Origin of the sequence: Saccharomonospora saliphila YIM 90502 (genome assembly GCF_000383795.1) — a bacterium.
GTDB lineage: Bacteria > Actinomycetota > Actinomycetes > Mycobacteriales > Pseudonocardiaceae > Saccharomonospora > Saccharomonospora saliphila.
Genome location: NZ_KB912705.1, coordinates 88,185 through 111,425, shown reverse-complemented (window position 1 = coordinate 111,425; position 23,241 = coordinate 88,185). Strand labels below are relative to the sequence as shown.

23 protein-coding genes and 3 tRNA genes are annotated in these 23,241 nt (G+C 68.2%); 9 read left to right on the top strand and 17 right to left on the bottom strand.

The window, feature by feature from the left end:
- Nucleotides 1-3 precede the first annotated feature (3 nt).
- From SACSA_RS0117195 to SACSA_RS0117165, 7 genes are all read right to left on the bottom strand, one after another.
- Nucleotides 4-1,452 (bottom strand): BNR repeat-containing protein, encoded by a 1,449-nt coding sequence (locus SACSA_RS0117195; RefSeq protein WP_028661974.1) that lies wholly within the window; start codon nt 1,450-1,452, stop codon nt 4-6.
- Between the two features lies 1 nt (nt 1,453).
- Nucleotides 1,454-2,620, bottom strand: a complete 1,167-nt coding sequence (rhaI, locus tag SACSA_RS0117190) for an L-rhamnose isomerase (protein WP_019818979.1) — start codon at nt 2,618-2,620, stop codon at nt 1,454-1,456.
- Nucleotides 2,621-2,696: 76 nt separating this feature from the next.
- Complete coding sequence (locus SACSA_RS0117185) at nt 2,697-3,065, bottom strand: L-rhamnose mutarotase (protein WP_048876920.1); 369 nt, start codon at nt 3,063-3,065, stop codon at nt 2,697-2,699.
- Between the two features lie 94 nt (nt 3,066-3,159).
- Nucleotides 3,160-4,254, bottom strand: coding sequence for a rhamnose ABC transporter substrate-binding protein (rhaS, locus tag SACSA_RS0117180; protein WP_019818977.1), 1,095 nt, complete (start codon nt 4,252-4,254; stop codon nt 3,160-3,162).
- Complete coding sequence (locus SACSA_RS23515) at nt 4,251-5,339, bottom strand: ABC transporter permease (protein ID WP_083940286.1); 1,089 nt, start codon at nt 5,337-5,339, stop codon at nt 4,251-4,253. Before SACSA_RS23515 ends, rhaS begins: the two co-directional genes overlap by 4 nt.
- Nucleotides 5,332-6,333 carry an ABC transporter permease gene (locus SACSA_RS0117170; protein WP_019818975.1) on the bottom strand — a complete coding sequence of 334 codons (1,002 nt, stop codon included), beginning with the start codon at nt 6,331-6,333 and terminating at the stop codon, nt 5,332-5,334. The genes SACSA_RS23515 and SACSA_RS0117170 overlap by 8 nt, the downstream gene beginning before the upstream one ends.
- Entirely contained in the window at nt 6,330-7,853 is a 1,524-nt protein-coding gene (locus tag SACSA_RS0117165) for a sugar ABC transporter ATP-binding protein (protein ID WP_019818974.1), read from the bottom strand. The genes SACSA_RS0117170 and SACSA_RS0117165 overlap by 4 nt, the downstream gene beginning before the upstream one ends.
- 164 nt (nt 7,854-8,017) lie before the next feature.
- Here SACSA_RS0117165 and SACSA_RS0117160 point away from each other — a divergent pair, with 164 nt between their 5' ends.
- From SACSA_RS0117160 to SACSA_RS0117145, 4 genes are all read left to right on the top strand, one after another.
- Nucleotides 8,018-9,025 carry a LacI family DNA-binding transcriptional regulator gene (locus SACSA_RS0117160; protein ID WP_019818973.1) on the top strand — a complete coding sequence of 336 codons (1,008 nt, stop codon included), beginning with the start codon at nt 8,018-8,020 and terminating at the stop codon, nt 9,023-9,025.
- 98 nt (nt 9,026-9,123) lie between these two features.
- Nucleotides 9,124-9,945, top strand: coding sequence for a DddA-like double-stranded DNA deaminase toxin (locus tag SACSA_RS0117155; RefSeq protein WP_019818972.1), 822 nt, complete (start codon nt 9,124-9,126; stop codon nt 9,943-9,945).
- Nucleotides 9,942-10,337: an Imm1 family immunity protein gene (locus SACSA_RS23510; RefSeq protein ID WP_019818971.1), complete on the top strand. Its 396-nt coding sequence runs from the start codon at nt 9,942-9,944 to the stop codon at nt 10,335-10,337. The genes SACSA_RS0117155 and SACSA_RS23510 overlap by 4 nt, the downstream gene beginning before the upstream one ends.
- A 166-nt stretch (nt 10,338-10,503) precedes the next feature.
- Nucleotides 10,504-11,313, top strand: a complete 810-nt coding sequence (locus SACSA_RS0117145) for an alpha/beta fold hydrolase (RefSeq protein WP_019818970.1) — start codon at nt 10,504-10,506, stop codon at nt 11,311-11,313.
- Between the two features lie 140 nt (nt 11,314-11,453).
- Here SACSA_RS0117145 and SACSA_RS0117140 read toward each other — a convergent pair whose 3' ends face one another.
- The 5 genes from SACSA_RS0117140 to SACSA_RS0117120 form a co-directional block, all read right to left on the bottom strand.
- The gene (locus SACSA_RS0117140; RefSeq protein ID WP_019818969.1) at nt 11,454-12,476 is read right to left on the bottom strand and encodes an ABC transporter substrate-binding protein; all 1,023 of its coding nucleotides are present in this window, start codon (nt 12,474-12,476) and stop codon (nt 11,454-11,456) included.
- Nucleotides 12,477-12,490: 14 nt separating this feature from the next.
- Nucleotides 12,491-13,375, bottom strand: a complete 885-nt coding sequence (locus SACSA_RS0117135; RefSeq protein ID WP_019818968.1) for an ABC transporter permease — start codon at nt 13,373-13,375, stop codon at nt 12,491-12,493.
- The gene (locus tag SACSA_RS0117130; RefSeq protein WP_028661970.1) at nt 13,372-14,175 is read right to left on the bottom strand and encodes an ABC transporter ATP-binding protein; all 804 of its coding nucleotides are present in this window, start codon (nt 14,173-14,175) and stop codon (nt 13,372-13,374) included. Before SACSA_RS0117130 ends, SACSA_RS0117135 begins: the two co-directional genes overlap by 4 nt.
- A 65-nt stretch (nt 14,176-14,240) precedes the next feature.
- The gene (locus tag SACSA_RS0117125) at nt 14,241-15,095 is read right to left on the bottom strand and encodes an NAD-dependent epimerase/dehydratase family protein (protein WP_019818966.1); all 855 of its coding nucleotides are present in this window, start codon (nt 15,093-15,095) and stop codon (nt 14,241-14,243) included.
- Nucleotides 15,095-16,339, bottom strand: a complete 1,245-nt coding sequence (locus SACSA_RS0117120) for an FAD-dependent oxidoreductase (protein ID WP_019818965.1) — start codon at nt 16,337-16,339, stop codon at nt 15,095-15,097. The genes SACSA_RS0117125 and SACSA_RS0117120 overlap by 1 nt, the downstream gene beginning before the upstream one ends.
- 208 nt (nt 16,340-16,547) lie before the next feature.
- Between SACSA_RS0117120 and SACSA_RS0117115 the strand changes: the two genes are divergently transcribed.
- Nucleotides 16,548-17,453: a LysR family transcriptional regulator gene (locus SACSA_RS0117115; RefSeq protein ID WP_019818964.1), complete on the top strand. Its 906-nt coding sequence runs from the start codon at nt 16,548-16,550 to the stop codon at nt 17,451-17,453.
- A 50-nt stretch (nt 17,454-17,503) separates the two neighbouring features.
- On the opposite strand, the gene SACSA_RS0117110 is transcribed toward SACSA_RS0117115, so the two are convergent.
- The gene (locus SACSA_RS0117110; protein ID WP_019818963.1) at nt 17,504-17,869 is read right to left on the bottom strand and encodes a nuclear transport factor 2 family protein; all 366 of its coding nucleotides are present in this window, start codon (nt 17,867-17,869) and stop codon (nt 17,504-17,506) included.
- A 135-nt stretch (nt 17,870-18,004) separates the two neighbouring features.
- Here SACSA_RS0117110 and SACSA_RS24195 point away from each other — a divergent pair, with 135 nt between their 5' ends.
- From SACSA_RS24195 to SACSA_RS25380, 3 genes are all read left to right on the top strand, one after another.
- Nucleotides 18,005-18,610: a maltokinase N-terminal cap-like domain-containing protein gene (locus SACSA_RS24195; RefSeq protein WP_019818962.1), complete on the top strand. Its 606-nt coding sequence runs from the start codon at nt 18,005-18,007 to the stop codon at nt 18,608-18,610.
- Between the two features lie 556 nt (nt 18,611-19,166).
- On the top strand, nt 19,167-19,592 hold the full coding sequence (locus tag SACSA_RS27220; protein WP_408640284.1) for a cell division protein SepF: 426 nt from the start codon (nt 19,167-19,169) through the stop codon (nt 19,590-19,592).
- A gap of 44 nt (nt 19,593-19,636) precedes the next feature.
- Nucleotides 19,637-20,500, top strand: coding sequence for an SLATT domain-containing protein (locus tag SACSA_RS25380; protein ID WP_198009092.1), 864 nt, complete (start codon nt 19,637-19,639; stop codon nt 20,498-20,500).
- Nucleotides 20,501-20,523: 23 nt separating this feature from the next.
- On the opposite strand, the gene SACSA_RS0117095 is transcribed toward SACSA_RS25380, so the two are convergent.
- Complete coding sequence (locus tag SACSA_RS0117095; RefSeq protein WP_019818960.1) at nt 20,524-21,384, bottom strand: SUMF1/EgtB/PvdO family nonheme iron enzyme; 861 nt, start codon at nt 21,382-21,384, stop codon at nt 20,524-20,526.
- Between SACSA_RS0117095 and SACSA_RS24805 the strand changes: the two genes are divergently transcribed.
- Complete coding sequence (locus tag SACSA_RS24805; protein WP_232212985.1) at nt 21,377-22,579, top strand: tyrosine-type recombinase/integrase; 1,203 nt, start codon at nt 21,377-21,379, stop codon at nt 22,577-22,579. The two genes, SACSA_RS0117095 and SACSA_RS24805, sit on opposite strands and share 8 nt — an antisense overlap.
- 71 nt (nt 22,580-22,650) lie before the next feature.
- On the opposite strand, the gene SACSA_RS0117080 is transcribed toward SACSA_RS24805, so the two are convergent.
- The 3 genes from SACSA_RS0117080 to SACSA_RS0117070 all read right to left on the bottom strand — a co-directional run bounded on the left by SACSA_RS0117080 (nt 22,651) and on the right by SACSA_RS0117070 (nt 22,921).
- Nucleotides 22,651-22,724, bottom strand: a tRNA-Phe gene (locus SACSA_RS0117080).
- A gap of 27 nt (nt 22,725-22,751) precedes the next feature.
- Nucleotides 22,752-22,828 (bottom strand) — tRNA-Asp (locus tag SACSA_RS0117075).
- 20 nt (nt 22,829-22,848) lie between these two features.
- Nucleotides 22,849-22,921 (bottom strand) — tRNA-Glu (locus tag SACSA_RS0117070).
- Nucleotides 22,922-23,241: the final 320 nt, after the last annotated feature.

Genomic DNA, 23,241 nt, shown 5'->3' with positions numbered 1-23,241 from the left:
TCTTCAACCGAGTCGGAAGTCGACGACTCGGATGGGCGACGGCGTTGTCCCCTCCGAGGTCTGCTGGTACTGCACGGACAGCACGCCCTCGTCGTCCAGTCGCGCGGTGTCCACATTCACCTCGCCGAACGCGTTCATGCCGGGTTCGGAGAACAGCACCGTCCAGTCGGTCCAGCCGGACTCCGCGCTCGCCGCCACGATCCTGCCCCTCGGCTGCACCAGGTAGGCGTTGTCGGCGCCGTCGAAGACGAGCTTGCTGCGCTGGGTGTGCTCCGGCGCGACCGGCACCTCACGCTTGGTCCACGAGCCGTCGTCGTCGCGGTAGACGTGGAACGTGTGCCCCCACCGCGCCCGGTCGGCGGCGTAGTCGGTCACGCACTGGGTGAACCGGCCCGGCACGTAACTGATCGCCACGTGCGGATCGCCGTGGGCGTCGACCGCCTGGCTCTCCTGGTTCATCAGCCCGTGGTTGGGCCCGAGCGGGTCCACCACGAGACCGGGATCGTCGATGCCCACCGGATCGGACCCGGTCACGCCCACGACGCGCCCCGCGTCGTTGCGCCATGTGCGGCCCCGGTCGTCGCTGTAGACGTAGCCGGTGTCGTGGTTGGTCAGTCCGCCCGGATGGCACAGCACGTCCCAGTTGCCCTCGCGCCAGGTGAACGACGCGTGCAGGCGGCCGGAGTCGTCGTAGGTCAGCCCGTGCGGGTACATGTTCCGCGTGTGCGAGACCTCGCCGTTCGGGCCTGTCCACCGGCCCGAGGGCGACGACCACGCGCCGAGGTGGCGCCAGTGGCCGTCGGTGTACTCGGCCAGTTCCATCGTTCCGTCACCGGAGCCGCCGGTGCGGTAGCTGAACTGGAGCCTGCCCTCCGGGGTGCGCAGGAAGCGCGGGTAGGTCATGCCGCCGAGTTCGAGATCGCCGAGCGTGCGCCGCACAGGGCCGAACGCCTCCGCCGTCCATTCGTGCGCGGCCGGGCGCGAGGCCAGTCCCGCCACGGAGGCCGTGTAGTACAGGCGCGTGTTGTGGGTGTCCATCGCCACGTGCAGCCGACCGTCGTCCGGGGAGATTCCCAGCGAAATGACGTTGTGCGAGTCGTCGGCGCTGAGGCGATGCGGCAGCAGGGCGGTTTCCCAGCCGGTGTCCGCGCCGCGCAGCGCCCGCCGGGCCACCACGGCGTGCCGGGATTCGGTGTACCAGGTGGCGTACTGGTATCCGGCATGGGTGAGCAGGGCGTCCTGCTGGAAGGAGTTGTTGTTGACAAGCCCGTCGTAGGAGACGAAGTACAGCGCCCGCTCGTCGAGCACGGTGTCCGACAGTTTCGTCACCGACGGCCCGTCGGCGTGCGGGTCGTGCCGCCCCCCGTGTGCCGGGCCGGGGTCGGCCGAAGCGGCGGCGGAGGTCAGCGAGAGCGTGAGCAGCGCGGCGGCGGCCAGTGTCGTTGTCCGCATGTCAGGCCCCCCACCCGGCGCCGCCACCGCCGATCCGCTCGGCCGTCAGCTTCTCGCCGTGTCCGCTGCGCCGGTAAGCCGCGACCGGGTCCGGGTCCAGACCCATCTCGGTGCGCATCTCGGCCAGCAGCGGGCGCACGTCGGTGGAGTAGGCGTCCACGAACACCTCGTTGGCGCCCAGGACGTCCCCCTCGGCCTGCGCCGCGCGCAGGGCGTCGACGTCGATGAGCAGGGCCTTGGCCGTGGCCTCCTGAACGTTGAGCACCGAGCGGATCAGCGCGGGGATCTTGGGCTCGATGTTGTGGCACTGGTCGAGCATGAAAGCCACGCCCGCGCTCGCGTCGAGTCCGCCGCCCAGCACGATCTCGGCCATGATGCGGAAGAGCTGGTACGGGTCCGCCGCGCCGACCATCAGGTCGTCGTCGGCGTAGAAGCGGGAGTTGAAGTGGAACCCGCCGAGCCTGCCCTTGCGCAGCAGCAGCGACACCAGGAACTCGATGTTCGTGCCCGGGGCGTGGTGGCCGGTGTCGACCAGCACCCGCGCCTTCGGTCCGAGTTCCACGCAATGCGCGTAGCTGGTCCCCCAGTCCGGCACGTCGGTGGCGTAGAACGACGGCTCGAAGAACTTGTACTCCAACAGCATCCGCTGGTCCTCGCCCAGCCGGGCGTAGACGGTTTCCAGCGCCTCTTCCAGCCTGGCCTGCCGGTCGGCGAGCGAGTCCTGGCCCGGGTAGTTCAGTCCGTCGGCCAGCCACAGGGACAGATCCCGTGAGCCCGTGACGTCCATGATGTCGACGCAGTCGAGAATCGCGTCCACGGCCTTGCGGCGCACGGCCGGGTCCGGGTTGCAGACACTGCCGAGCCGGTAGTCGTCGTCCTGGAACACGTTCGGGTTCACCGCGCCGATGCGCACGCCCGCGTCCTCGGCGTGCCGGGCGAGGGCGCCGTAGTCGGGCACCGTGTCCCACGGGATGTGAATGGCCACGCTCGGCGCGACGCCGGTGAACCGGTGCACCGTGGCGGCGTCGTCGATCTTTTCGAACGGGTCACGCGGGACGCCGGGCTGTTCGAAGACCTTGAACCGCGTCCCCGAGTTGCCGAAGGCCCACGACGGCGTCTCGATGTGCAGCGCCCGCAGTGCCTGTTTCACGGCGGAGTGGTCGGACATGGGATCCTCTCTGTGCTGGTCGTCGACAGCGTGCTGGTGGTCGGGGCGTGCCGGTGGTCGCGACCGTGCGCGCCTGTCAGTCGAGGTGGAAGACCTCGGTCAGCGGCACGATGCCCTCGTCGGGGTCGCCGTCGAGGTGTTCGAAGAAGGGCGCCATCTCCGCCTGCCACCGGGCGTTGACCTCGCGCTCGGCCATCCCCCGAAGGGCAGCGTCGAGGTCGTCGGTCTCGAAGTAGCCCACGAGCAGGCCGTCCGGGGCGAGGAACAGGGAATAGTTGTGCCATCCGGTCTCGGACAACGCCTGGCGCATCTCGGGCCAGACCTCGGCGTGCCGTGCGCGGTACTCCTCCATCCGGTCGGGTTTCACCCGCAGCAGGAAGCACACCCGCCTCCTCCCGCCACCGGTTCCCGTCGCGTCGGCGGCACCGGGGTTCGCGTCGGTCATCACATACCCCCGCGGTCGGTGTTCGGGGTCGTGGGTGGGCGGCACGGCCTCGCCCCGCCCACCCACGGCCGGCTCGGATCGCGACGACGAACGCCTAGAAGTCGTAGTCGTCGATGTTGTCGGCGTTGAAGACCGTCGGCGGGCCGAGAATGATCTCGCCGTCCTCGCCGATCTCACGTTCGCCGAGGTCACCGGCCTTGAGCACTTCGCCTTCGGCACCGGTGATCCGCCCCGAGGCGAGTGCGGCGGCGGCGTGTCCGGCGAGCCTGCCGAGCTGGGTGGGGTCCCACAGCGCGAACTGGTCGACGGTGCCGTCCTCGATGTACTGGCGCATCTGGTTCGGCGTGCCCAGTCCGGTCAGCTCCACCTCGCCCTTCGCGGGCGACGAGGAGAGGTAGCGGGCGGCGGCGGCGAGGCCGACCGTGGTCGGCGAGACGATGGCCTCCAGGTCCGGGTAGGTCTGGAGCAGTGCCTGGGTCTCCTGGAACGAGGTCTGGTCGTCGTCGTTGCCGTAGGCGACCGTCACCAGTTCGAGGTCGGCGTACTCGGGCTTGTCGAGTTCGGCCTTCATGAACTCGATCCAGGTGTTCTGGTTCGTCGCGTTCGGCGTCGCCGACAGGATCGCGAACTTGCCCGCACCGTCGACCTGTTCGGACAGCATCTCGATCTGCGTGCGGGCGATGGATTCCGAGTCGGCCTGGTTGACGAACACCTGACGGGCGTCCGGCGCGGCGTCGGAGTCGTAGGTGACCACGGAGATGCCCTGCTCCATCGCGTCCTTCAGCGCGGGCGCGACCGCGTTCGGGTCGTTGGCCGCGATCACGATCGCGTCCTGCTTCTGCTGCACCAGCGTGTTGATGTAGGAGACCTGGGACGACGCCGACGCGTCGGACGGCCCGACCTCCTTGGCGCTGCCGCCGAGTTCCTCGACCGCCGCGATACCGCCCTCGTCGACGATGTTCTCGTACGGGTTGTCGATCTCCTTCGGCAGGAAGGCGATCGTGAGGTCCTCCTTGATGGGCGCGTCGGGATTCGCACTCGCGTCGCGCTGTGGACCCGAGCCGGAGCCCTCGGCCGCGTCCGACCCCTTGGTGGTGCCCCCGCAGCCGGTGATCAGCGCGGCCACGAGTCCGGCACTGGTCACCGCCAGGGCGGTGCGGCCTCTGCCGCGGCGGGAGTGGATCGTCATTGGTCCTCCTCTGTTCTGGACGGGTCCGGGTGCACGGCGAGCGGCTTGTCCGGGCCGGCTCCCGCGGCCGCGGCCACGGGCACGGCGCCGGGTCCGGTCCGCGACGGGGGCGGCGGCGCGGGTTCGGTGCCGCCTGAACGGCGCCTTCCGCGCAGCGTGGTCGTCAGCACCGGGATCAGCACCGAGATGATCAACAGCATCCCGTTGATCACGTTCTGGATCTCGTTGGTCACGTCATTGAGGAACAGCACGTTGCGCAGGCCCGCCATCAGCAGCAACGCGCTGGACACCCCGACCACCGTGCCCCGGCCTCCGAAGATCGACACCCCGCCGAGCAGCACGGCGGCGACCGCGGTCAGCTCCATGCCGTAGGCGTTGTCGGCACGGGCGCTGTTGTAGCGCAGGGTGTAGATCAGCGAGGCCACCGCGCACAGCACGCCGGAGACGATGTAGAGCGTGAACTTGAGCCTGTCGACGCGGATGCCGGAGAACCGCGCTGTCTGCTCGCCGAGGCCGATCGCGTACAGCGACCGGCCGACCGGCGTGTGGTGCACGACCACGGCGGCGAGCGCGCCGACCACGAGCACCACCAGCGTGGCGTAGGGCAGGAACGTGCCCGGCAGCGTGTCGGTGGCCAGCGGCCGGTAGTTGTCCGGGAAGCCGGTGACCGCGCCGTCGCCCAGCACGACGTAGGCCAGCCCCCGGTACAACCCGAGCGTGCCGATGGTGACGGCCAGCGCGGGCAGGCCGAACTTCACGATCAGCGTCGCGTTCAGCGAGCCGAGCAGCGCGCCCGCGAACAGCACCAGCGGCACGATCGTCTCGAAGGCCATTCCGGAGTTCCACAACACGCCGGTCAGCGCCGAGCAGAACCCGAGGATCGAGGCCACCGACAGGTCGATCTGCCCGGTCACGATGATCGGCAGCAGGGCCAGGGCCAGCAGCGCGATCTCGGTGTAGTCCAGGAGCAGGAAGCTGATGTTGTCCGGCCCGGTGAAGCCCGGTGTGCTCAGCGCACCCCAGACGAACACGGCCACGCACAGCGCGAGCAGAATCGTCTCCCAGCGCAGCACCTTCTCACGCACGCCGCTCACTCCTTTCCCTGCGTATCCGCTCGGACACCCGGAGCTGCACGGCGCGGTCCAGCGAGATGGCCAGCAGCAGCGCCGCGCCGTCCACGGCCCGCTGCCAGAACGCGGGCACGCCCAGGATCGGCAGCGCACTGCTGATGGTGGTCAGCAACAGAGCGCCGAGCACCGCGCCGAGCACGGTGCCGCTGCCGCCGAAGATGGCGACGCCGCCGACCACGACCGCCGCGACGACGCTGAGCTCCATGCCCGTGCCGACCGAAGCGTTGATCGTGCCGAAGTACGAGGCATGCAGCACGCCCGCCAACCCGACCAGCGCGCCGGAGACGACGAACGAGGTGAACACGCGCCTGCCCGCCGGGATACCCGCCAGCCGCGCGGCGTCCGGATTGGACCCGATGGCGTAGAGCTCGCGCCCGGAACGCCAGCTGTGCAGCGCGTACCCGGCCACCACGAGGGCGAGCAGCGCGATCAGCGTCAGGTGCGGGACGCCGAGGATCGAGCCACTGCCGAAGGCGAGGAAGTCGGGCGACATCTGGGCCGCGCCCACCTGGTGCACACCGGTGGCACTGGCCCAGCCGTAGTCGAGCCCTCGGAAGACGTAGAGCGTACCGAGAGTCACCACGAGGGCGGGCACCTTGGCGATGGCGACGAGCGCGCCGTTGAACGCGCCGCACGCCGCGCCGAGCGCCATGCCGGCCAGGATCACCACGATCGTCGGCGTCTCCTGGTCGGCGAGGAACATCTGCCCCGACATGTAGGCGGTCAGGCCCATCACCGACCCGACGGAGAGGTCGATGTTGCGTGTGATCACCAGCAGCGTCTGCCCGACCGCGAGCAGCGCGATGATCGAGGCGTTGAGGAAGAGGTCGTGCACACCCTGCGGGCTCAGAAAGTCCGGGTTGACCAGTGTGGTGGCCGCGACCACGGCCACGAAGGCCCCGACGATGCTCAGCTCGCGTCCGGAGAGCACCTCGCGGATCCGGTTCATGCCGCCGCCCCGTTCCCCGTCGCCGCGTACATCACGGACTCCTCCGTGGCCTCGGCGCCGGCCAGCTCGGCGGTGAGCCTGCCCTCGTGCATCACCAGCACGCGGTCGGCCATGCCGAGGACCTCGGGCAGCTCGGAGGAGATGAGCAGGATGGCCAGCCCGTCCTCGGCCAGGTCGGACAGAAGCCGGTGGACCTCGACCTTCGCGCCGATGTCGATGCCCCGGGTCGGCTCGTCCACGATCAGCACCGACGGCTCGGTGGCCAGCCACTTGCCGAGCACGACCTTCTGCTGGTTGCCGCCGGAGAGGGTGGCGGCGGGGTCCGACAGGCTGCCGCACTTCAGCGACAGCCGATCACCCCAGTGCCGCGCGAGTCGCCGTTCGCGCGCGCGGCGGGTCAGCCCGGCCGGGGAGACCTGCCGCAGCCGGGCCAGAGCGGCGTTGCGCTCGATCGGCAGTTCCAGCACCAGGCCCTGTTCGCGGCGGTCCTCGGGCACGAGCGCGAGCCCGGCGTCGATGGCCTTCTTCGGGTCACCCTCACCGAGCCGTCTCCCGTCGACGGTCACCGTCCCCGCGTCGCGGCGGTCCACGCCGAAGATGCCCCGCGCCACCTCGGAGCGGCCGGAGCCGACGAGCCCGGCCAGCGCCACGATCTCCCCGCGGCGCACGGTGAAGGAGATGTCGGAGTAGACGCCCGTGCGGGTGAGCCCGTCGACGGCGAGCACCTCCTGACCGGCCTCGTTCCCACGGTCGGGGAAGAGCTGCTCCACCGACCGGCCGACCATGCGGCGCACCAGGCTGTCGCGGTCGATCGAGTCCATGCGCGCGGTGTCGACGTGCGCGCCGTCGCGCAACACGGTGACGCGGTCGCACAGCGCGTACATCTCGTCGAGACGGTGCGAGATGAACAGCAGCGCGGCGCCCTCGGCGGCCAGCCCACGCGCGACGCGGAAGAGCCGCTCGGCCTCCACCGACGACAGCGCGGCGGTGGGCTCGTCCATCACGATGACGCGGGCGTCGGAGACCAGTGCCTTGGCGATCTCGATGATCTGCTGGTCGGCGATCGAAAGGCCCTTGGTCTGCCCCGCCGGGTCGATCGGCACTCCGAGCCGGTCGAACACCTCGGCCGTACGCCGGTGCATGGCGCGCCGGTCGATGCGCCTTCCCGGCCGCAACGGCTGCCTGCCCATGAACACGTTCTCGGCGACCGAGAGGTCGGGAAACTGGATCGGTTCCTGGTGGATCACCGCGACACCGCGCTGCTGCGCGTCCCGGGGTGAGGAAAACTTCGTGGCGTGGCCGTCGAGGCGGACCTCGCCCGTGTCCGGCTGGTGCTCGCCGCCGATGACCCGGACCACGGTCGACTTGCCCGCGCCGTTCTCACCAGCCAGAGCGTGTACCTCCCCCGCCCGGAGCGCGAGCGAGACGCCGCGCAGCGCCCGGACGGCCTGGAACGACTTGGTGACGTCGCGCAGCTCCAGCAACGGTGGCTCGGAGGAGCGCTCCGGTGGTTCCACCATTCCCTCCTTCGTTGGAGACCGTGAAACGTTTCATTCACGAGTGGAGTCAAGCTAAGCGAGCGACGGCCGACCGTCAAGACCCTGTGCTACTTTGCGAGGGCAAGCCAGGGACATCGACGAAACGCTGGATTGAGACGTTTCACCACGGGGGTGCGGACGCGAGTATGTCACCGAGCATCAAGGACGTCGCCGAGCACGCCGGTGTCTCGGTGGGCACGGTGTCCAATGTGCTCAACCACCCTGAGCGCGTGTCACGGAGCACGCGGGACGCCGTGCTCACGGCCATCACCACGCTCGGCTTCGTCCGCAACTCGCAGGCCGCGCAACTGCGCGCGGGCACGAACCGCTCGATCGGCCTGATCGTGCTCGACATGGCCAACCCGTTCTTCCACTACGTCGCACGCGGCGTCGAGGACGTCGCCGACGAGCTCGGTTACGCGGTGGTGCTGTGCAACTCCGACGAGCAGGTCCACCGGGAGAACCGCTACCTCCAGGTGCTGGAGGAGCAGCGGGTGCGCGGCGTGCTCATCACCCCCGTCGAGGTGGACTCGGAGCGGCTCGACGCCCTGCGCAGGCGGGGCACCCCCGCCGTACTGGTCGACCGGCACGACCCGAGGGTGAACTGCTGCTCGGTGGCGGTCGACGACGTGGCGGGCGGGACGCTGGCGGGCGAGCACCTGCTGGAGCGGGGCCACCGGCGCATCGCCTACTACACCGGCCCGCTGACGCTGAGCCAGTGCGCCGACCGGCTGACGGGCCTGCGCCACGCGGTCGAGGCCGCGGGACTCGACCCCGACGAGGTGATCGACGTCGTCGAGCTGCGAGCGCTCAACGCGCGCACCGCCTACGAGACCGCCTGTACGCGTTTCGCCGACGGCGTGGCCGCCACCGCGGCGTTCTGCGCCAACGACCTGATGGCACTGGGCGTGCTGCGGGGCGCGCTGAACTCCGGCCATCGCGTCCCGGACGACGTGATGATCGTCGGCTACGACGACATCGAGTTCGCCGCCGACGCGGCCGTGCCGCTGACCTCGATCAGCCAGCCCACGCAACAGATCGGCCGCGCGGCCGCTCAGCTGCTGGCCGAGGAGTGCGACCACCCGGACACCCACGCCCACCAGCAGATCATGTTCAAGCCCGAGCTGGTCGTCCGCGAGTCCACCGGCGGCTGACACACGCCACCTCGCGACCCCGGTGACCGACCTGACAGTCCGCTACCACCCGACCACCTGTGGCATCATGGCCTCCTCGAAGTGCCTGGGGACGGTCCATGTCGATCAAAGAACTCGCGGCCGCGCTGCACCGCGGTCTCAGTTCGATAGCGCACGCACGTCAGTCGCTTGCCGACGGCGCCGACACGCTGGCCCAAGCCCACGAGATCTGGTTCGCGGCTCTCGCGGGCGCTGCCGAGGAGGGCTCCGAGCCGACGTACCTGAGCGAGCAATGCCAGGCGAACCTCACACTGGTGCACGAGCGGCTCGCCGCCTTGGAAGGCGCACTCCGGGACTACCTCGCTCGAATCGGCGTCTCGCCCGCACCGTCCGACTCCCTGAAACGATCAGGCACGGAGCCGCCCACCAGTGCCACCGATCATTCGCCGAGTCGTGCACGTCCGACGACCTCCGAATCGCCGGACGGCGACCGCTATCCCGTCGAAGCATTCTGGGGAGCGCACCTGATGGACCGGTACTCCCCGCCGGGCAGCGGAATACCGGTCACCGCCTTGGTTCGAGGCGTCGGGCAGGACGTCACGCACGAGTTCAAGCCTGGACAGCAGTACTGGTCGCGGCGTGCCACGGAGCGAGCGAAGTCGATCAAACCACCCGCCGCCTTCTGGCGGGCCAACATCACACACCACGTGGAGATCCAAGCGGCGACCTGGATGGTCGATTCCGGGAGCAGCGAAGCGGAGATCATCGTGAACCGAACGCCGTGTGGCTACCGCAAAGATCTAGAACCGCAGCGCAAGGCGGGCTGTCACCAGTTTCTCCAAGGGTTCCTCCCACAGGGACATACACTCCACGTGTACGGAACCGACGACCACGGTCGGCGCTATTTCATCGCGAGCTACGAGGGCAAGAATCCGCAATGAGAGTTCACGAGGCGAGCACGATCGTCGACACGATCCACGACCACGCTCGACGAGCCGACGCTGTCCGCCGGAAAGTGGCCGTCCTGGAACGGGCCGACTGGACGACACACGACGATGTCTGGGGCACCACGACGGGGCCTGACCTCGACATCTATGTCGGCCCTGGCGTGGGTCTGCTCATCTGGGCCTGCGGGGACGAAACTCTGATCACCTCGGGTGGGCAGAACGCGGAGCCGGTCGCCTACGCCGTTGACGAATGGGCCCACCAGACCTTCCCCGCAGGGGTCGAGATCCCGGTGGATTCGTTGGCGACGGCAGTGCGAGAGTTTCTCGCCCACGGGGGTAGACCCGCCTCGGTCGGATGGACCCACCACGACATCGTGCCCGGCTGACCGAAAGCCGACGACGACATCGAGTCGGTACACCGGCGCGTCGTGTCAAGCCCGAGCTGGTCGTCCGCGAGTCCACCGGCGGCTGACACACGCCACCTCGCGACCCCGGTGACGTGCCTGATGGCTGGGTACTCCCGAAGGAGAACCGCGACGCCGGAGGTCGGCCATGGGCGAGATGATCGATGTCGACGGGGTGGAAATCTGGGCCGAGCGACGCGGGGAGGGCCCCGACATCCTGCTCATCGCGGGACTCGGCGATCCGGCCGAGGTGTGGCAGGCACAGCTCGACGGGCTGGCGGACCGCTACCGGCTGACGGCGTTCGACAACCGGGGCGTGGGCCGCACGGCGCTCCCCGACGGACCGCTGTCGGTGCCGATGCTGGCCGACGACGCGGCCGGGGTCCTGCGGGCGCTCGACGTGCGCTCCGCACACGTCACCGGGTTCTCGGGTGGCAGTATGATCGCCCAGGAACTCGCGCTGCGCCATCCCGGCCTGGTCCGCAGCCTGGTGCTGATGAGCACCGTCGCCGAGCCCGACGCGTTCTTCCGGACCATGCTCGGCTTCTGGCGCTGGATGGCCGAGCGCGCTCCCGACGAGCGGTCGATGCTCGACGCGTTCTACCTCTGGGTCTACACAGCCCGTGCGCACGCCGACGGCACCGTCGCCCGGCTCATCGACGAGACACTGGCCTTCCCACACCCGCAGTCGGTTGAGGCCTTCCAACGCCAGCTCGACGCCTTCGGGGCCCACCGCACCACGGACCGGCTCGCCGAGATCGCCGTGCCGACCCTGGTGCTGGCCGGGGAGGTGGACATCGCGGCACCACCCCGGCTGGGGCGCGCGGTCGCCGAGAGCATCCCGGGTGCCCGGTTCGAGGTCCTGCCCGGAGAGGCCCACCAGCCGTTCCAGGAGGTCCCCGATTTGTTCAACGCCCGGGTCCACGCCTTCTGGCAGGAGGTCGTCACCCGGCGATGAGCCGGACCGTCGATCCCGCCCGGCGGTGAGCCGGGCCGTGGGTGGCGGGCCGGACTCTCAGGCCCACCACCCACGGCACCGGCCCGCGGAGCCGGTCGACTCCGACGGGACTCACTCGTCGGCGTCGGTACCGACGAGCGTCACTCGTCGGTGGCCCCGGACTGCTGGGGCTCGCTCGCGGCGACGTTGTCGGCGAAGGAGGTGTCCACGTACTCCTCCTGCGGGATCGGCTCGTCGTACTGGAGCGCGCCGATCTCCATCCAGCTCTGCTCCATCGCGGCGAGCTGGTCGGGCAGCGGAGCCAGATCAGGCAGCCACGCGTACAGCGGCACCGACTTGACGTCCTCGACGCTCTGGTCGGTCGCCTCGGCGATGATCCGCAGGTTCTCCTCGGAGTAGCGCTGCTCGCCCTGGAGGTCCTGCGCCGCCCGCGCCAGCGCGTTGTGGAACTTCTGCGCGTCCTCGCTGGCCGCGAACTCCCCGCCGTAGAGAGTGCCGGTGCCGGAGGTGCCCTCCGGCGTCGTCCAGATCTTCTCGGCGACACCGTCGGAGACGGCCATCTCCCAGAACGGCGCGGACACGAAACCCGCGTCGATGCCGCCGGTGCGCAGGCCGGTGGGGATGTCCGGGTTCGACATCGGCACGAACTCGACGTCGGTGACGGACAGGCCCGCCTCTTCGAGTGCCATGCCGACGTAGAAGGCGCTGGTCGCGGACTCGCCGCCGAGCGCGCCGATCTTGCGGCCCTTCAGGTCGGCCAGCGAGCTGACCTCACCGCTGTCGATCAGTTCCTGCCGCACGACCAACGCCGACGGTGGGCGTTCGGTGTCGCCGTCGGCCACGCCCATCGAGCCGACGACCTTGACGTCGAGCCCGCTGTTGATCGCGCTGAACATCCCGGCGGAAAAGCCCGCGAGCACGGCGTCCAGCTTGCCGCTGGAGGCGAGCGGGATCGCGTCCTGGCCCGACTTGACCTTCTCGAGGTTGACCTGGATGCCCTCGTCGGCGAAGTAGCCCTTGTCCTGTGCCACGAACAGTGGCGCGAAGATGGGCAGCTGCACGTAGCCGACGTCCACGGTTCCGTCGCCGGACGACGATCCCGCGTTGCCCCCGTCCGTCCCGCAGGCGGACAGGCCGACGCCCAGCAGCAACGCCGCTGCCATAGCTGTCAGTTTCCTCATTGAACCTTTCCCTTTTTTCGGGGCCCGCCGGAGTGCTGCCACGGCAGCAACGCACGCTCGGCCAGGATGATGAGCCCGGTGACCACAGCACCGATGATCGAGACCGTGATCAGGCCGACGAACATCGTCTGCGGCTGGAACAACTGCCACGAGTTCCAGATCAGGTACCCCAGTCCGTTGTTCGAGGCGACGAACTCGACGGCCGTCACCACGATCACGGCCATGCCCGCCGACACCCGGAGCCCGGTCATGATCGACGGTGTCGCACCGGGCAGGAGCACGTAGCGGAACAGCTTCCAGCCGGTGGCCTGGTAGGCACGGGCGGCCTCCAGGATGCGCTTGTCGATCTGCACGATCCCGGCGAGGGTGTTGATCTGCACCACGAAGAAGACCGAGATCGCCACCGAGAGCACCTTCGGGGTCTCGGTGAGCCCGAAGATGAGCAGCAGAAGCGGCAGGATGGCGATCTTGGGCAGCGCGTAGAGGGCGGTGAAGGTCGGCCCGAGCGCGGCCCGCAACGGCCGCGACACGCCCATCACCAGGCCCACGGCCACACCGCACACGCCGCCGAGGGCGAACCCGGCCACCAGCCGCCCGACGGTGGACCAGACATGCACCCACAGTTCCCCTGTGGCGATCATGTCCCAGCCCCGGGCGACGATCTCGCTGGGCGGGGTGAACAGCCGGGCGTCGAGCATCCCCGCCGCCGCCGCGATCTCCCACAGCGCCAGCAGGGCCACCGGAGTCAGCACGGCCAACGCGAGATCACGGGCCCGCAGCCTCCGGTGCCTGCGGTGCTCGCGGTCCACGGCGACGCGCAGGGCGGCGTCGGCGGAATCCTCGCGGGTGGCGCGGTCGTCGCGCGTCAACGATTGTGTCATGAGAACCTCAACGATGCTTGAACTTCGTCCCGCAGTGACTCCCAGATGTCCTGCTTCATGCGCGCGAACTCGGGGTCGGTTTCCATCTCGACGCTGCGCGGCCTGCCGAAGGGAACGTCGATCACTTCCTTGACCCGCCCCGGCCGTGCCGACATCACCACGATGCGGTCGCCGAGCAGCAGGGCCTCCTCGATCGCGTGGGTGACCAGCACGACCGTCTTGCGCTCGGCCTCCCACAACTCGACGAGCTGCTCCTGCATGAGGATGCGGGTCTGGGCGTCGAGCGCGCCGAGCGGCTCGTCCATCAGCAGCGACGGCGAGCCCGTCGCGAAGGCGCGGGCGATGGCGATGCGCTGCCGCATACCGCCGGAAAGCTGATGCGGATACGCGCGCTCGAATCCGCTGAGGCCGACCTCGGCGATCCAGTGCCGCGCGTGCTCCTCGCGTTCCTTCTTACCCACCGAGGCCATCTGCTCACCGAACGCCACATTCTGGAGAACGGTGAACCACGGCAGCACCCCGTGATCCTGGAAAACGAATGCCGAGCGCGGGACCCGGCCCTTCGGGAGATGGTTCCGAACCTCTCCCGCCGTGGCGGTCTCCAGTTCGCCGAGGATGCGCAGCAGCGTCGATTTCCCGCACCCGGAGGGTCCGACGATGCAGGTGAACGACCCCGTGGGAAAGGAGAGATCGATGTCGGCGAGCGCCTGGACCTGATTCTTCCCGACGAAGATCTTCGACACGTCCGAGACGACGAAGGCATCGGTCGAGGTAGCCGCTGTCGTTGAGGCTGTGGTCATACCAAGATCCTGTTCACAATCGGCATGGTGCCGGACTACCGGCGTGCGTGAGCCGCCTTTTCAGTTCAACATTCAAACATCGGGGGGTGGTCGGAACAGAAGACCCCTCCGATGAACCGTCGATCCTCCTCCGAGGCCGCGAGGGCCGGATTGGTTTCGGCGTCGGCCAGCAGCACGTCGGCATAGCGTTCGGCGTCGTCGTGCGGAGTGAAGCCGAGTGCCGCGCCGCCTGCGTGGGAAAGGTAGCCCCGGGTGTTGGCCGAAACCCCCCACACGAGGCGGAAGCCCACGTCGGGTGCGCTCAGGGCCGCCGTGACCAGGCGAGTCGCGTCCTCGGGCGAGAGCCAGGTGGACAGCATGCGCTCGTCCCGGGGGCGGTCGAAACGCGAGGCGATCCGCAGGCAGACCACCTCGAGTCCGTACCGGTCGTGGTAGAGGCTGCCCAGCGCCTCCAGCGCCGCCTTGCTCACCCCGTAGAAGGTGTCCGGCCGAGGGGGGACGTCGTCCGGCACGGGCTGGCCGTCTCCGGGCACCCCGACGTAGCCCACGGCGTGGATGGAACTGGCCAGCACCACCCTGCGCACGCCCGCGCGCCGCGCCGCCTCCAGTACCGCCTGAGTGCCGTCGATGTTAATCCGGGACACGGTCGCCCAGTCCGCCTCGAGCGGGATGCCCGCGAGGTGCACGACCGCCCCGCACCCGGCGAACGCGGTGCGCAGCGCCTCGGTGTCGGTGATCTCGCAGCGGGCCCAGTCCTGGCACGCGGCGGCGGCCGTCTCCGTGGTCGCCCTCCGGTCGACGCCCACGACGTGGTAGCCACTCCCGGACAGCCCCGGCAGGACGTCCGTGGCGAGCGATCCCGCCGCGCCGGTCAGCGCGATCCGCGTCGCCGCACCGCCGTGCTCGTGCCGTGCCGCCATCAGATCAACGCCTTCTGCCGGTCCAGCTCGCGGCGCACCGCGAAGTAGTCGTGCTCGCCCGTTCCGGCGTAGGCCGCCGCCGCGACACCGCAGGCGTGGCCCGTGGCGAAGGACGTGCCCATCACCCGCAGGGAGGCGTATGCGGCGTTGTCCGAACTGACCAGGCGGCCCCCGGCCCAGAGGTTGTCCGTGGACGCGGAGCAGATCGCCCCGTGGGGAATGTGGTACCAGCCCTTGTCGCGGATGCCGCCGTACTCGGTGACGCCGGGGGCGACGTGCTTTTCCATCGGCCAGCCGCACCGCGCGATCGCGTCGTGCTCGCGCCTGCGCCCGGCCGAGACGTCCTCGGCGCGCACCGTGTCGCGCCCGGCGAGCCTGCGCGCCTCGCGAATGCCGATCTGCGGACCGGTCGAGGCGAGGTAGGCGTTCTCCCAGCCGGGCAGGAAGCGGCGGAAGGCGTCGAGGTAACGCCAGCTCAGCTCCCGCGCCCGCAGCTCGGCCTCGGTGAGCTCGTCGACGTCGAGCACGTCCCGGTGCTGGTCGGCGAGCAGAAGCATGATCTCGCGGCTGACCGGCATCCGGACGGCGATGCCGCTGTCACGCACGAGCGTGTGCCCGGTGGCGGCGCGGTACTTGTCCACAGCGGCGGCCATGCCCTCCTGGGAAAGGTCCGCGTCGGCCGCGACGTCACCCGCGCGCATCACCAGGGTGCATGCCTGCCGCTCGTCCGGCTCGGACAGCAGCATCTCGGCGCCGGCCTCGGCGATGAGCACCCCGTCACCACTGCAATCGACGAACGCCTTCGCGGTGATCCGGCGGTGCCCGCCCCGGTGGACGACCTCGACCTCGGTGACCCGGTCGGCGTCGGTCGTGGCGGAGACGAGCCTGCTGTGCAGCAGCAGCGTCACCCCGGCCTCGCGCAGCACCCGGTCGTAGACACTCTTGGTGGTCTCCAGATCGAGGAGCACGACCGTGTTGCCGGTCTCGGCGATGGTCTGCGTGTGGTACAGGTTCCGCTCGTCGAGCCGGTCGAGCACCTGCTGCCCGACACCGGCGACCACCTGCGTGCCGGTCTGGTCGAAGAAGCCGCAGTGGGTGAGCACGGAGCTGTTGGTGGCCGCGCCGCCGAGGAACCCGTACTGCTCGATCACGCACACCGTGGCACCCGTCTGGGCGGCGCCGACGGCGGCCGCGATGCCTGCCGCCCCGCCTCCGACCACCACGACGTCGAAGTCCGTGGGCATTCGCCGTTCCACCTCACTACACCCCGAAACTGGTTCGTCACTCGAAACCGGGAGTTCACATCCCGATTGCTGTGAGCCTGACCTCTCCGGGGCCATACGTCCAATACCGAAAGCGTGCGGAGGCCATGCGCCGTGCGCATACCTCGGCGTCCTTCCGGGAACCGCCACGCAGGGCACACCGCCGTGCCCACCGGGCTAGCCTGACGAGGTGGAACTGCGGCAGCTCAGCTATTTCCGCACCGTGGCCGAGGTGCGGTCGTTCAGCAGGGCCGCCGCCGTGCTGCACATGACGCAGCCGTCCCTGAGCAGGCAGATCATGGCGCTGGAGCGGGAACTGGGGCACGAGCTGCTCGAACGCACGCCGCACGGCGTGGAGCCCACCCCCGCGGGGCTCGGCCTGCTCGACCATCTCGACACCGTGTTCGAGCAGGTCGAACGCATCCCCGAGGTCGTCCGGACGGCGGCGGGAAAGCTCCGGCTCGTGCGCATCGGGGTGCCGCAAGGGCTGCCGCAACCGTGGGGGTTCGCCTTGCTCGACCGGCTCGGCAGGCATCTGCCCGATGTCCGGGTCTCCCTGCACGAGGCCACCACCGAAGAGCAGAGGCAGCTGCTGCAGAACGGCACGATCGATCTGGGCCTGCTGCACACCGACGCCCAGGAGTTGCGCTGCGAACTCCTGTTCACTCAGCGCATGGGCGTGGCCGTGCCGTCGGGGTCCGCGCTCGCGGAGCGGTCGACGATCAGCTTCGCCGAGCTGGACGGGCTCACGGTCATGGCCCACGCGGCGGGCGAGGTCGACGTCGAGGTGAGCAGGGTGCAACGCGCGTCGGCCGCCGCCGGAGCGCGGACCGAGTGGCTGTTCCGGCGGTTCTCCGAGCACAGCTGGCTGATCGCGCTGGCCTCGGAGGTGGACGCCGTGCTCGTGACCCACTCGTCGGCCCGGCGGCACCTGCCCGACTGGAGCTGGATTCCGGTGAAGGACCTCGACGCGGGCGGAACGGATCTCGACATCCGAACCTGGGCGGCCTGGCGCGACCCGGTGCCGAGCCACGTGCGCGCCGTCGTGGACGTCATGCGCTCGGTCCCCGACGAGACCCGCACCGCGGTGCGCTGAGAGCCGCGCCGGACGCCTCACTCGGCTCCGGCGCCCTGGCCGGCATCCGGTCAGTCCGGGACCGGCGTGCCCTGGTGGAAGTACAGCCGCCAACGACCGTCGGCCGCCCGCAGCCACACCGAGCTCCGCCTGCTGCGCGCGCCGGACGCCGAGACGAGGTAGGTCACCAGCACGACGTCGTCAGCCAGTCTCGTCGCCCGCATGTCGGCGTCGGTGAGCGGCACCGGTTCGCGAGACTCCTCTCGCAGCATCGCGAGCAGGCTCTCACGTTCGAAGCGCCTGCCCGAGGCACCGAACTCGACGAAGTCGGGGTGCAGCAGCTCGGTGACGCGCTCCGGGCGGGCCCGGACCTCGGGGGCCAGCAACGCACGTTCGGCATCGAGCACGTCGGCCTGCTCGTCGCGGTGTCCCACCATGGGCGGAACCTAGCCGAGACCGGCGCGGCGGCCCAACAGGTTTCTCCGGGCTCGGCGGGGTCGAACCGCCGACCTTCCGCTTGTCAGTTCTCCGAACGCCGGTCATCCACCGGCCCACTGCACTAGCCTTCAGTCATGGCCATAGTGCACCGAGCGACCATCTCGCCAACCAAGCAGGAGATCGTCACCGCATGGCTCGACTCGCAGCCTTGGGGAGCTGAAGGCCACGTCGAAATGCTGGGTAGCTATCGCTTCGACGATCCGGCGGGGGAGGTGGGTGTCGAATCGCTCGTCGTACACCGCGGGGGAACGTCCTTTCAGCTGCCGTTGACTTACCGGGGGGCACCGATGGACGACGCGGGGGCCGTGCCGCTGAGCACGATGGAGCATTCCGCGCTCGGGACTCGCTGGATCTACCTGGCGACGAGTGATTCGGTGGGCGTTGATTGCTACGTCAGGGCCCTGCTCGGACAGGCGGAACAAGCCGATATGGAGATCTGGGAAGGCAATGAGTTCATCGCCCGCAGGGAGACGGGAGTACGCGTGACTCTCACGCCCGGTCCTGGGCCGGCTGAGCCTGACATGCCTGCGGCGACTGCCACCGTGGGCACCATGCGGCTGACGATCCCGCACGTGCTGGGCACCGATCCGGGCGGCGAAAGGAGTTTGATCGGCCAATGGGACAGCGGTAGCCCTGTCGTCGTGGCAAGCCTGACGTCGAAGGCCGACACGAGCTCATGAACGCTGCGCGGGCTGGCCGGGACGCCGTCGACCACGCGAACTGCCTGGCGGAGGGGCCGGTACGAGCTCCATCCGGAGGGATGTGGCCGACGGCTCAACCGGTGCTTCTGGGAGGTCACTGACGCATGAAAGCGGCCCGGCTCCATTGGAGCCGGGCCGTACAAGTCCTGGTTAGCGGTGTGGCCAGGGGCGGGGTCGAACCGCCGACCTTCCGCTTTTCAGGTCTCTGGTTCTCGGTTCGCGGGCGGTCAGGATCATCAACATTGCACGTCAGCGCCACGATATGTACGTCGACAACCTCCACCGAACACCCATGAATGAGACCCGAACTGAGCACCCCGACGGACCTGCGGAGAAGCGGTTCGAGGCAGACCCACGGGTCGCCTAGGTTCAGCGTCGGCGCCGCCGACTGCCACACAAGCACGCGACTTGATAGTCGACTGCCGAAGTTGTCCAAACGCCGGACGACAACAGAGCGGCGTCATACCATGACCCTGTGGAGCCACAACTCATAGCCTTGGACTTTGTGAGCGTACTGATTTGGCCGCTGACCCTCATGCTCTGCGTCGGGGTGATCGCACGATTTGTCCTGTACTTCAGGTCGCGACGAGGCTCTCAGACGCCCGAGAGTTCAGCGCCTCATACTCCGCGGCCCAGTGAAGACTCGCTAGCTCACCTGGGAACTTCGATCAGCGAATCGGAAGAGCTGACGTCGCTAATGGTGCCATCACAAGCCGATCCGGTCGTTCACCTTCGAGGCACGACCAAACTTGCCCCTGTCAGCTACAGAGACGCAATTCAGGATATCCATAGAAGCATGCAATCTAACCAGGTTGCCGTAGTCGACCTTTCCGTCGCCGATAATCCTACTGCAATCAGAATCGTCGATTTCTGCACAGGGGCCATGCTTGCATCCAGGGGATACGCTTATAAGATTTCGAACTCTAGCATGATCCTAATCCCTTGTTCAAATTATCAGTGACATAAGATAGGGTTCACCGGCACTAAATGCGACCTTGAATTCCATTGGGGAAACTCTTGCCTGTCACAAAAGGTAGACAAGCAGCAAACGAGCAGCTTCTGGTTCTGAATCACGAGATTAGGCAAGTGGAGCACGATGCCAGAGTGGCGAGAAGGAGGAGAAAACTGGGCAACATCTCAGTTGCCCTCGGCCCCATCTTTCTCCTGGTGTTCTACGTTCTCGCCTGGATCCCTTGGCTTAGCCCAGAGATCTACCAGGCCATACTAATTCCCGGAATTCCAATCGGCCTAGCATTTGCCGCTTACGCAGCATATGCCAAATTCAAGCCCGGTGGGCCGCTGAAGACCAATACTGGAGGCACCCGCCTCCGGGAGAAAGAAGGGGAACTTGAGCTCAAACTTGCCCGGCTTAGGGAATCGCGTAAGCTCACGATATCTGACGCTGGTTTCGACCAGAAAGTGCGCAGACTGGCCTACAAAGAAGACGCCTACTCGGACATAGAGCAACTTCGATCTGAAAGCAAGAAGTACCGCAGCGTGAACAACTACCTGCAAGGCGTCCTAATTGTAGGTTCACTGTCTGCCAGTGGCGCTGCCGGAGTGGCTGGTGCAATACCAGACGTTCGCTGGGTAATTCTTGGCGTGACACTGGTTGTAGGTATATCTAGTGGTTTTCTAGGCTATTTCAAGTACAAGGAGCGCAGCTTCTATCTGCAGCAGACAGCAGACTCGATCGAGGAAGAGTGGGAAGCCTTCGAAATCGGAGTCGGCAGGTACAAGCATATCAAAGATGAAGAGGAAGCCCTGGCGGAATTTTCAGATCAAGTCCATCGCCTCAAGTCGGAGCAGAAGAAGCGGCAGCAGAACCTGGAGCAGCCGCCTGAGCTGCGAGGTCCTGACGAGGCGTAACGACTTGCGCTGAACTGCTGCACTTACTCGAACGCCTCAACCGGCGCTACGCAGCGGAAGCCTGTGTCGTCGTCGCACATGGTTTCGGCGGCGTCGTTGAACGTCGAGGGTGTACAGCGCTCGAGCGGTGTCGTCCAGGAGCCGCCCTTGAGTTCGTGACGACCGGGCTTGGACTCGGTCGAGCACCACTCCCAGGTGTTGCCGCACAGGTCGTAGACGCCGTACGGGCTGATGCCGGTTTGGTAGCAGTCGACGGCCGTTGTCTCGCCGACGCCGTTTTCCCGCACGTTGCACTTGGCCGGGGTGGGCTGGTCACCCCACGGGTAGACGGTCCCGCGCGTGCCGCGCGCGGCCTTCTCCCACTGCTGGCTCGTGGGCAGGGTCTTTCCGGCCCACTCGGCGTACGCGGTCGCGTCGCGCCAGGTCACGAAGACCACCGGGTGGTCGTCGAGGCCTGCCGGGAACTTGCCGTCTTCCCAGCGCTGGGGCGCTTCGCGGCCGGTCGCTTCGAGGAATCGGGCGTATTGGGCGTTCGTCACCGGGTAGACGTCGATGTAGTACGCCGGGACCCACACCGGCTCGTTGCTCGGCCCGGACAGGAAGACGCTGCCCTCGACCTTGACCATCGTGCTGGCGTCGTTCGGGTGCCGGACCTTCGACTCGCCGATCATCGGCGGCTGCTCGGCGGCAGCCTCGGCGGGTACGAGCGAGTCTTGTGTCAGGAACGAGAACCGTGCTTGCGCGTCGGGGTCCGCCCTGGTCAGGCAGGTATCAAGCGCTGCCTGGTTCACCGGCTGCGGCGTGGCGCTCTCGCCGCCCGCTTCCCACTTCGAGATCATGCGCTCGCTGACCCCGAGGTGTGCGGCGAACTCTCGGATGCTCATCCGCATCGCCTCGCGGAGCGCCCGCGTTTCACGCGAGGAGTACCGGAAGCTTCTCGACGAGCGTGATCGCGGGACAGTGCGCAAGAAGGGCCGTGGTTGGACGGTTGAGGCGTGGTTACGGCACTGGATTGAGCACATCGCTCCTTTGACGGTGCGCTACAAGACGCTGCGCGGCTACCAAACCGCGGTGTACCGGCACCTGATCCCTGGTATAGGAGCGCACCGGCTCGAACGGATCGAGCCCGAGCATTTTGAGAAGCTCTACGCCAAGCTGCTCGGTTCGGGTTTGAAGCCGGGCACTGCGCACCAGGTACACCGCACGGTGCGAACTGCGTTCGGGGAAGCCGAGCGTCGCGGCCACCTCACGCGCAATGCCGCCGCGATCGCGAAGGCCCCGCGTATCGAAGAGGAGGAAGTTGAGCCGCTGGACGCCGAGGAGATCCAGCGGCTTCTGGCCGCGGCACTCCAACGCAGGAATGGCGTGCGCTTCGTTCTCGCCCTCGCGCTGGGTGCGCGCCAAGGCGAAGCACTCGGCCTCAAATGGGAGCACCTCGACGAGCAACGAAAGACACTCCGCGTACGGAAGGCACTGCAACGGCAGAAGTGGCAACACGGGTGCAACGACCCACATGAGTGCGGTGCTGCCCACCATCGCACGAGACGGTGCAAGCAACCATGCGCCAGACACACGAGGCCATGCCCAGAACCGTGTCCACCGCACTGCACCGACCACGCGCGCAACTGCCCCCACCGCCACGGTGGCGGCCTGGTAGAGGTCGACGTGAAGTCGAAGGCAGGGCGGCGGACGTTTCCGCTCCCGGAAGAGCTATTCAGTCTCCTGCTCATGCACCGCGAGCGGCAGAAACGGGAGCGCGAGCACGCCGGCACGGAGTGGCATGACGGAGACTGGATCTTCACCCAGCCGAACGGCAAGCCACTGGACCCGAGAGCGGACTATGAGCAACGGAGGAGCCTGCTGACCGAAGCCGGAGTTCGGGAAGCTCGGCTGCACGACGCTCGCCACACCGCCGCGACGGTCTTGCTCATCCTCGGTGTGCCCGATCGCACGGTCATGGACGTCATGGGCTGGTCAACGGCCTCGATGAAGGCCCGCTACATGCACATAACCGAGGACATCCGCAGGGACGTGGCCGAACGGCTCAACGGGTACTTCTGGGAGGTCACTGAGACCTGAACTGAGCACCCCGCGCATGAAAGCGGCCCGGCTCCATTGGAGCCGGGCCGTACAAGTCCTGGTTAGCGGTGTGGCCAGGGGCGGGGTCGAACCGCCGACCTTCCGCTTTTCAGGCGGACGCTCGTACCAACTGAGCTACCTGGCCGAAACGCCGGTGCGACACCGAACGCCTTGGCGACCCTGACGGGACTTGAACCCGCGACCTCCGCCGTGACAGGGCGGCGCGCTGACCAACTGCGCCACAGGGCCATGATCTCTTCAGTTCTGCGTACTCCCAACGGGATTCGAACCCGCGTTGCCGCCTTGAAAGGGCGGAGTCCTAGGCCGCTGGACGATGGGAGCTCAGTCGGCTGGTCCACCGACCGCGCCCTCCAGGTCATCCCCTGGGAGCGGATACTAGTCTACGACACCCTCACAAGCCCTTTCACAGGGGGGTCGGCTAACCCCTCCAACAACCTCTGACCTGCGATAATACCGGCACCCTTTGGCTCGTCGCCACCAGCCGGCGCGGCCCGCCGTCACACGGCTCGCACCGCTGTCGCGACCGCCCCCGGAACGCCGCCACCACGCGCTCACCGCCACCCGCTCACCGTCACACGCTCGGCGGCTCCCGCAGTTGAGCGGGGTGCCTGATGGCGGTCCAGCGTCAGGCCTGCTGGCAG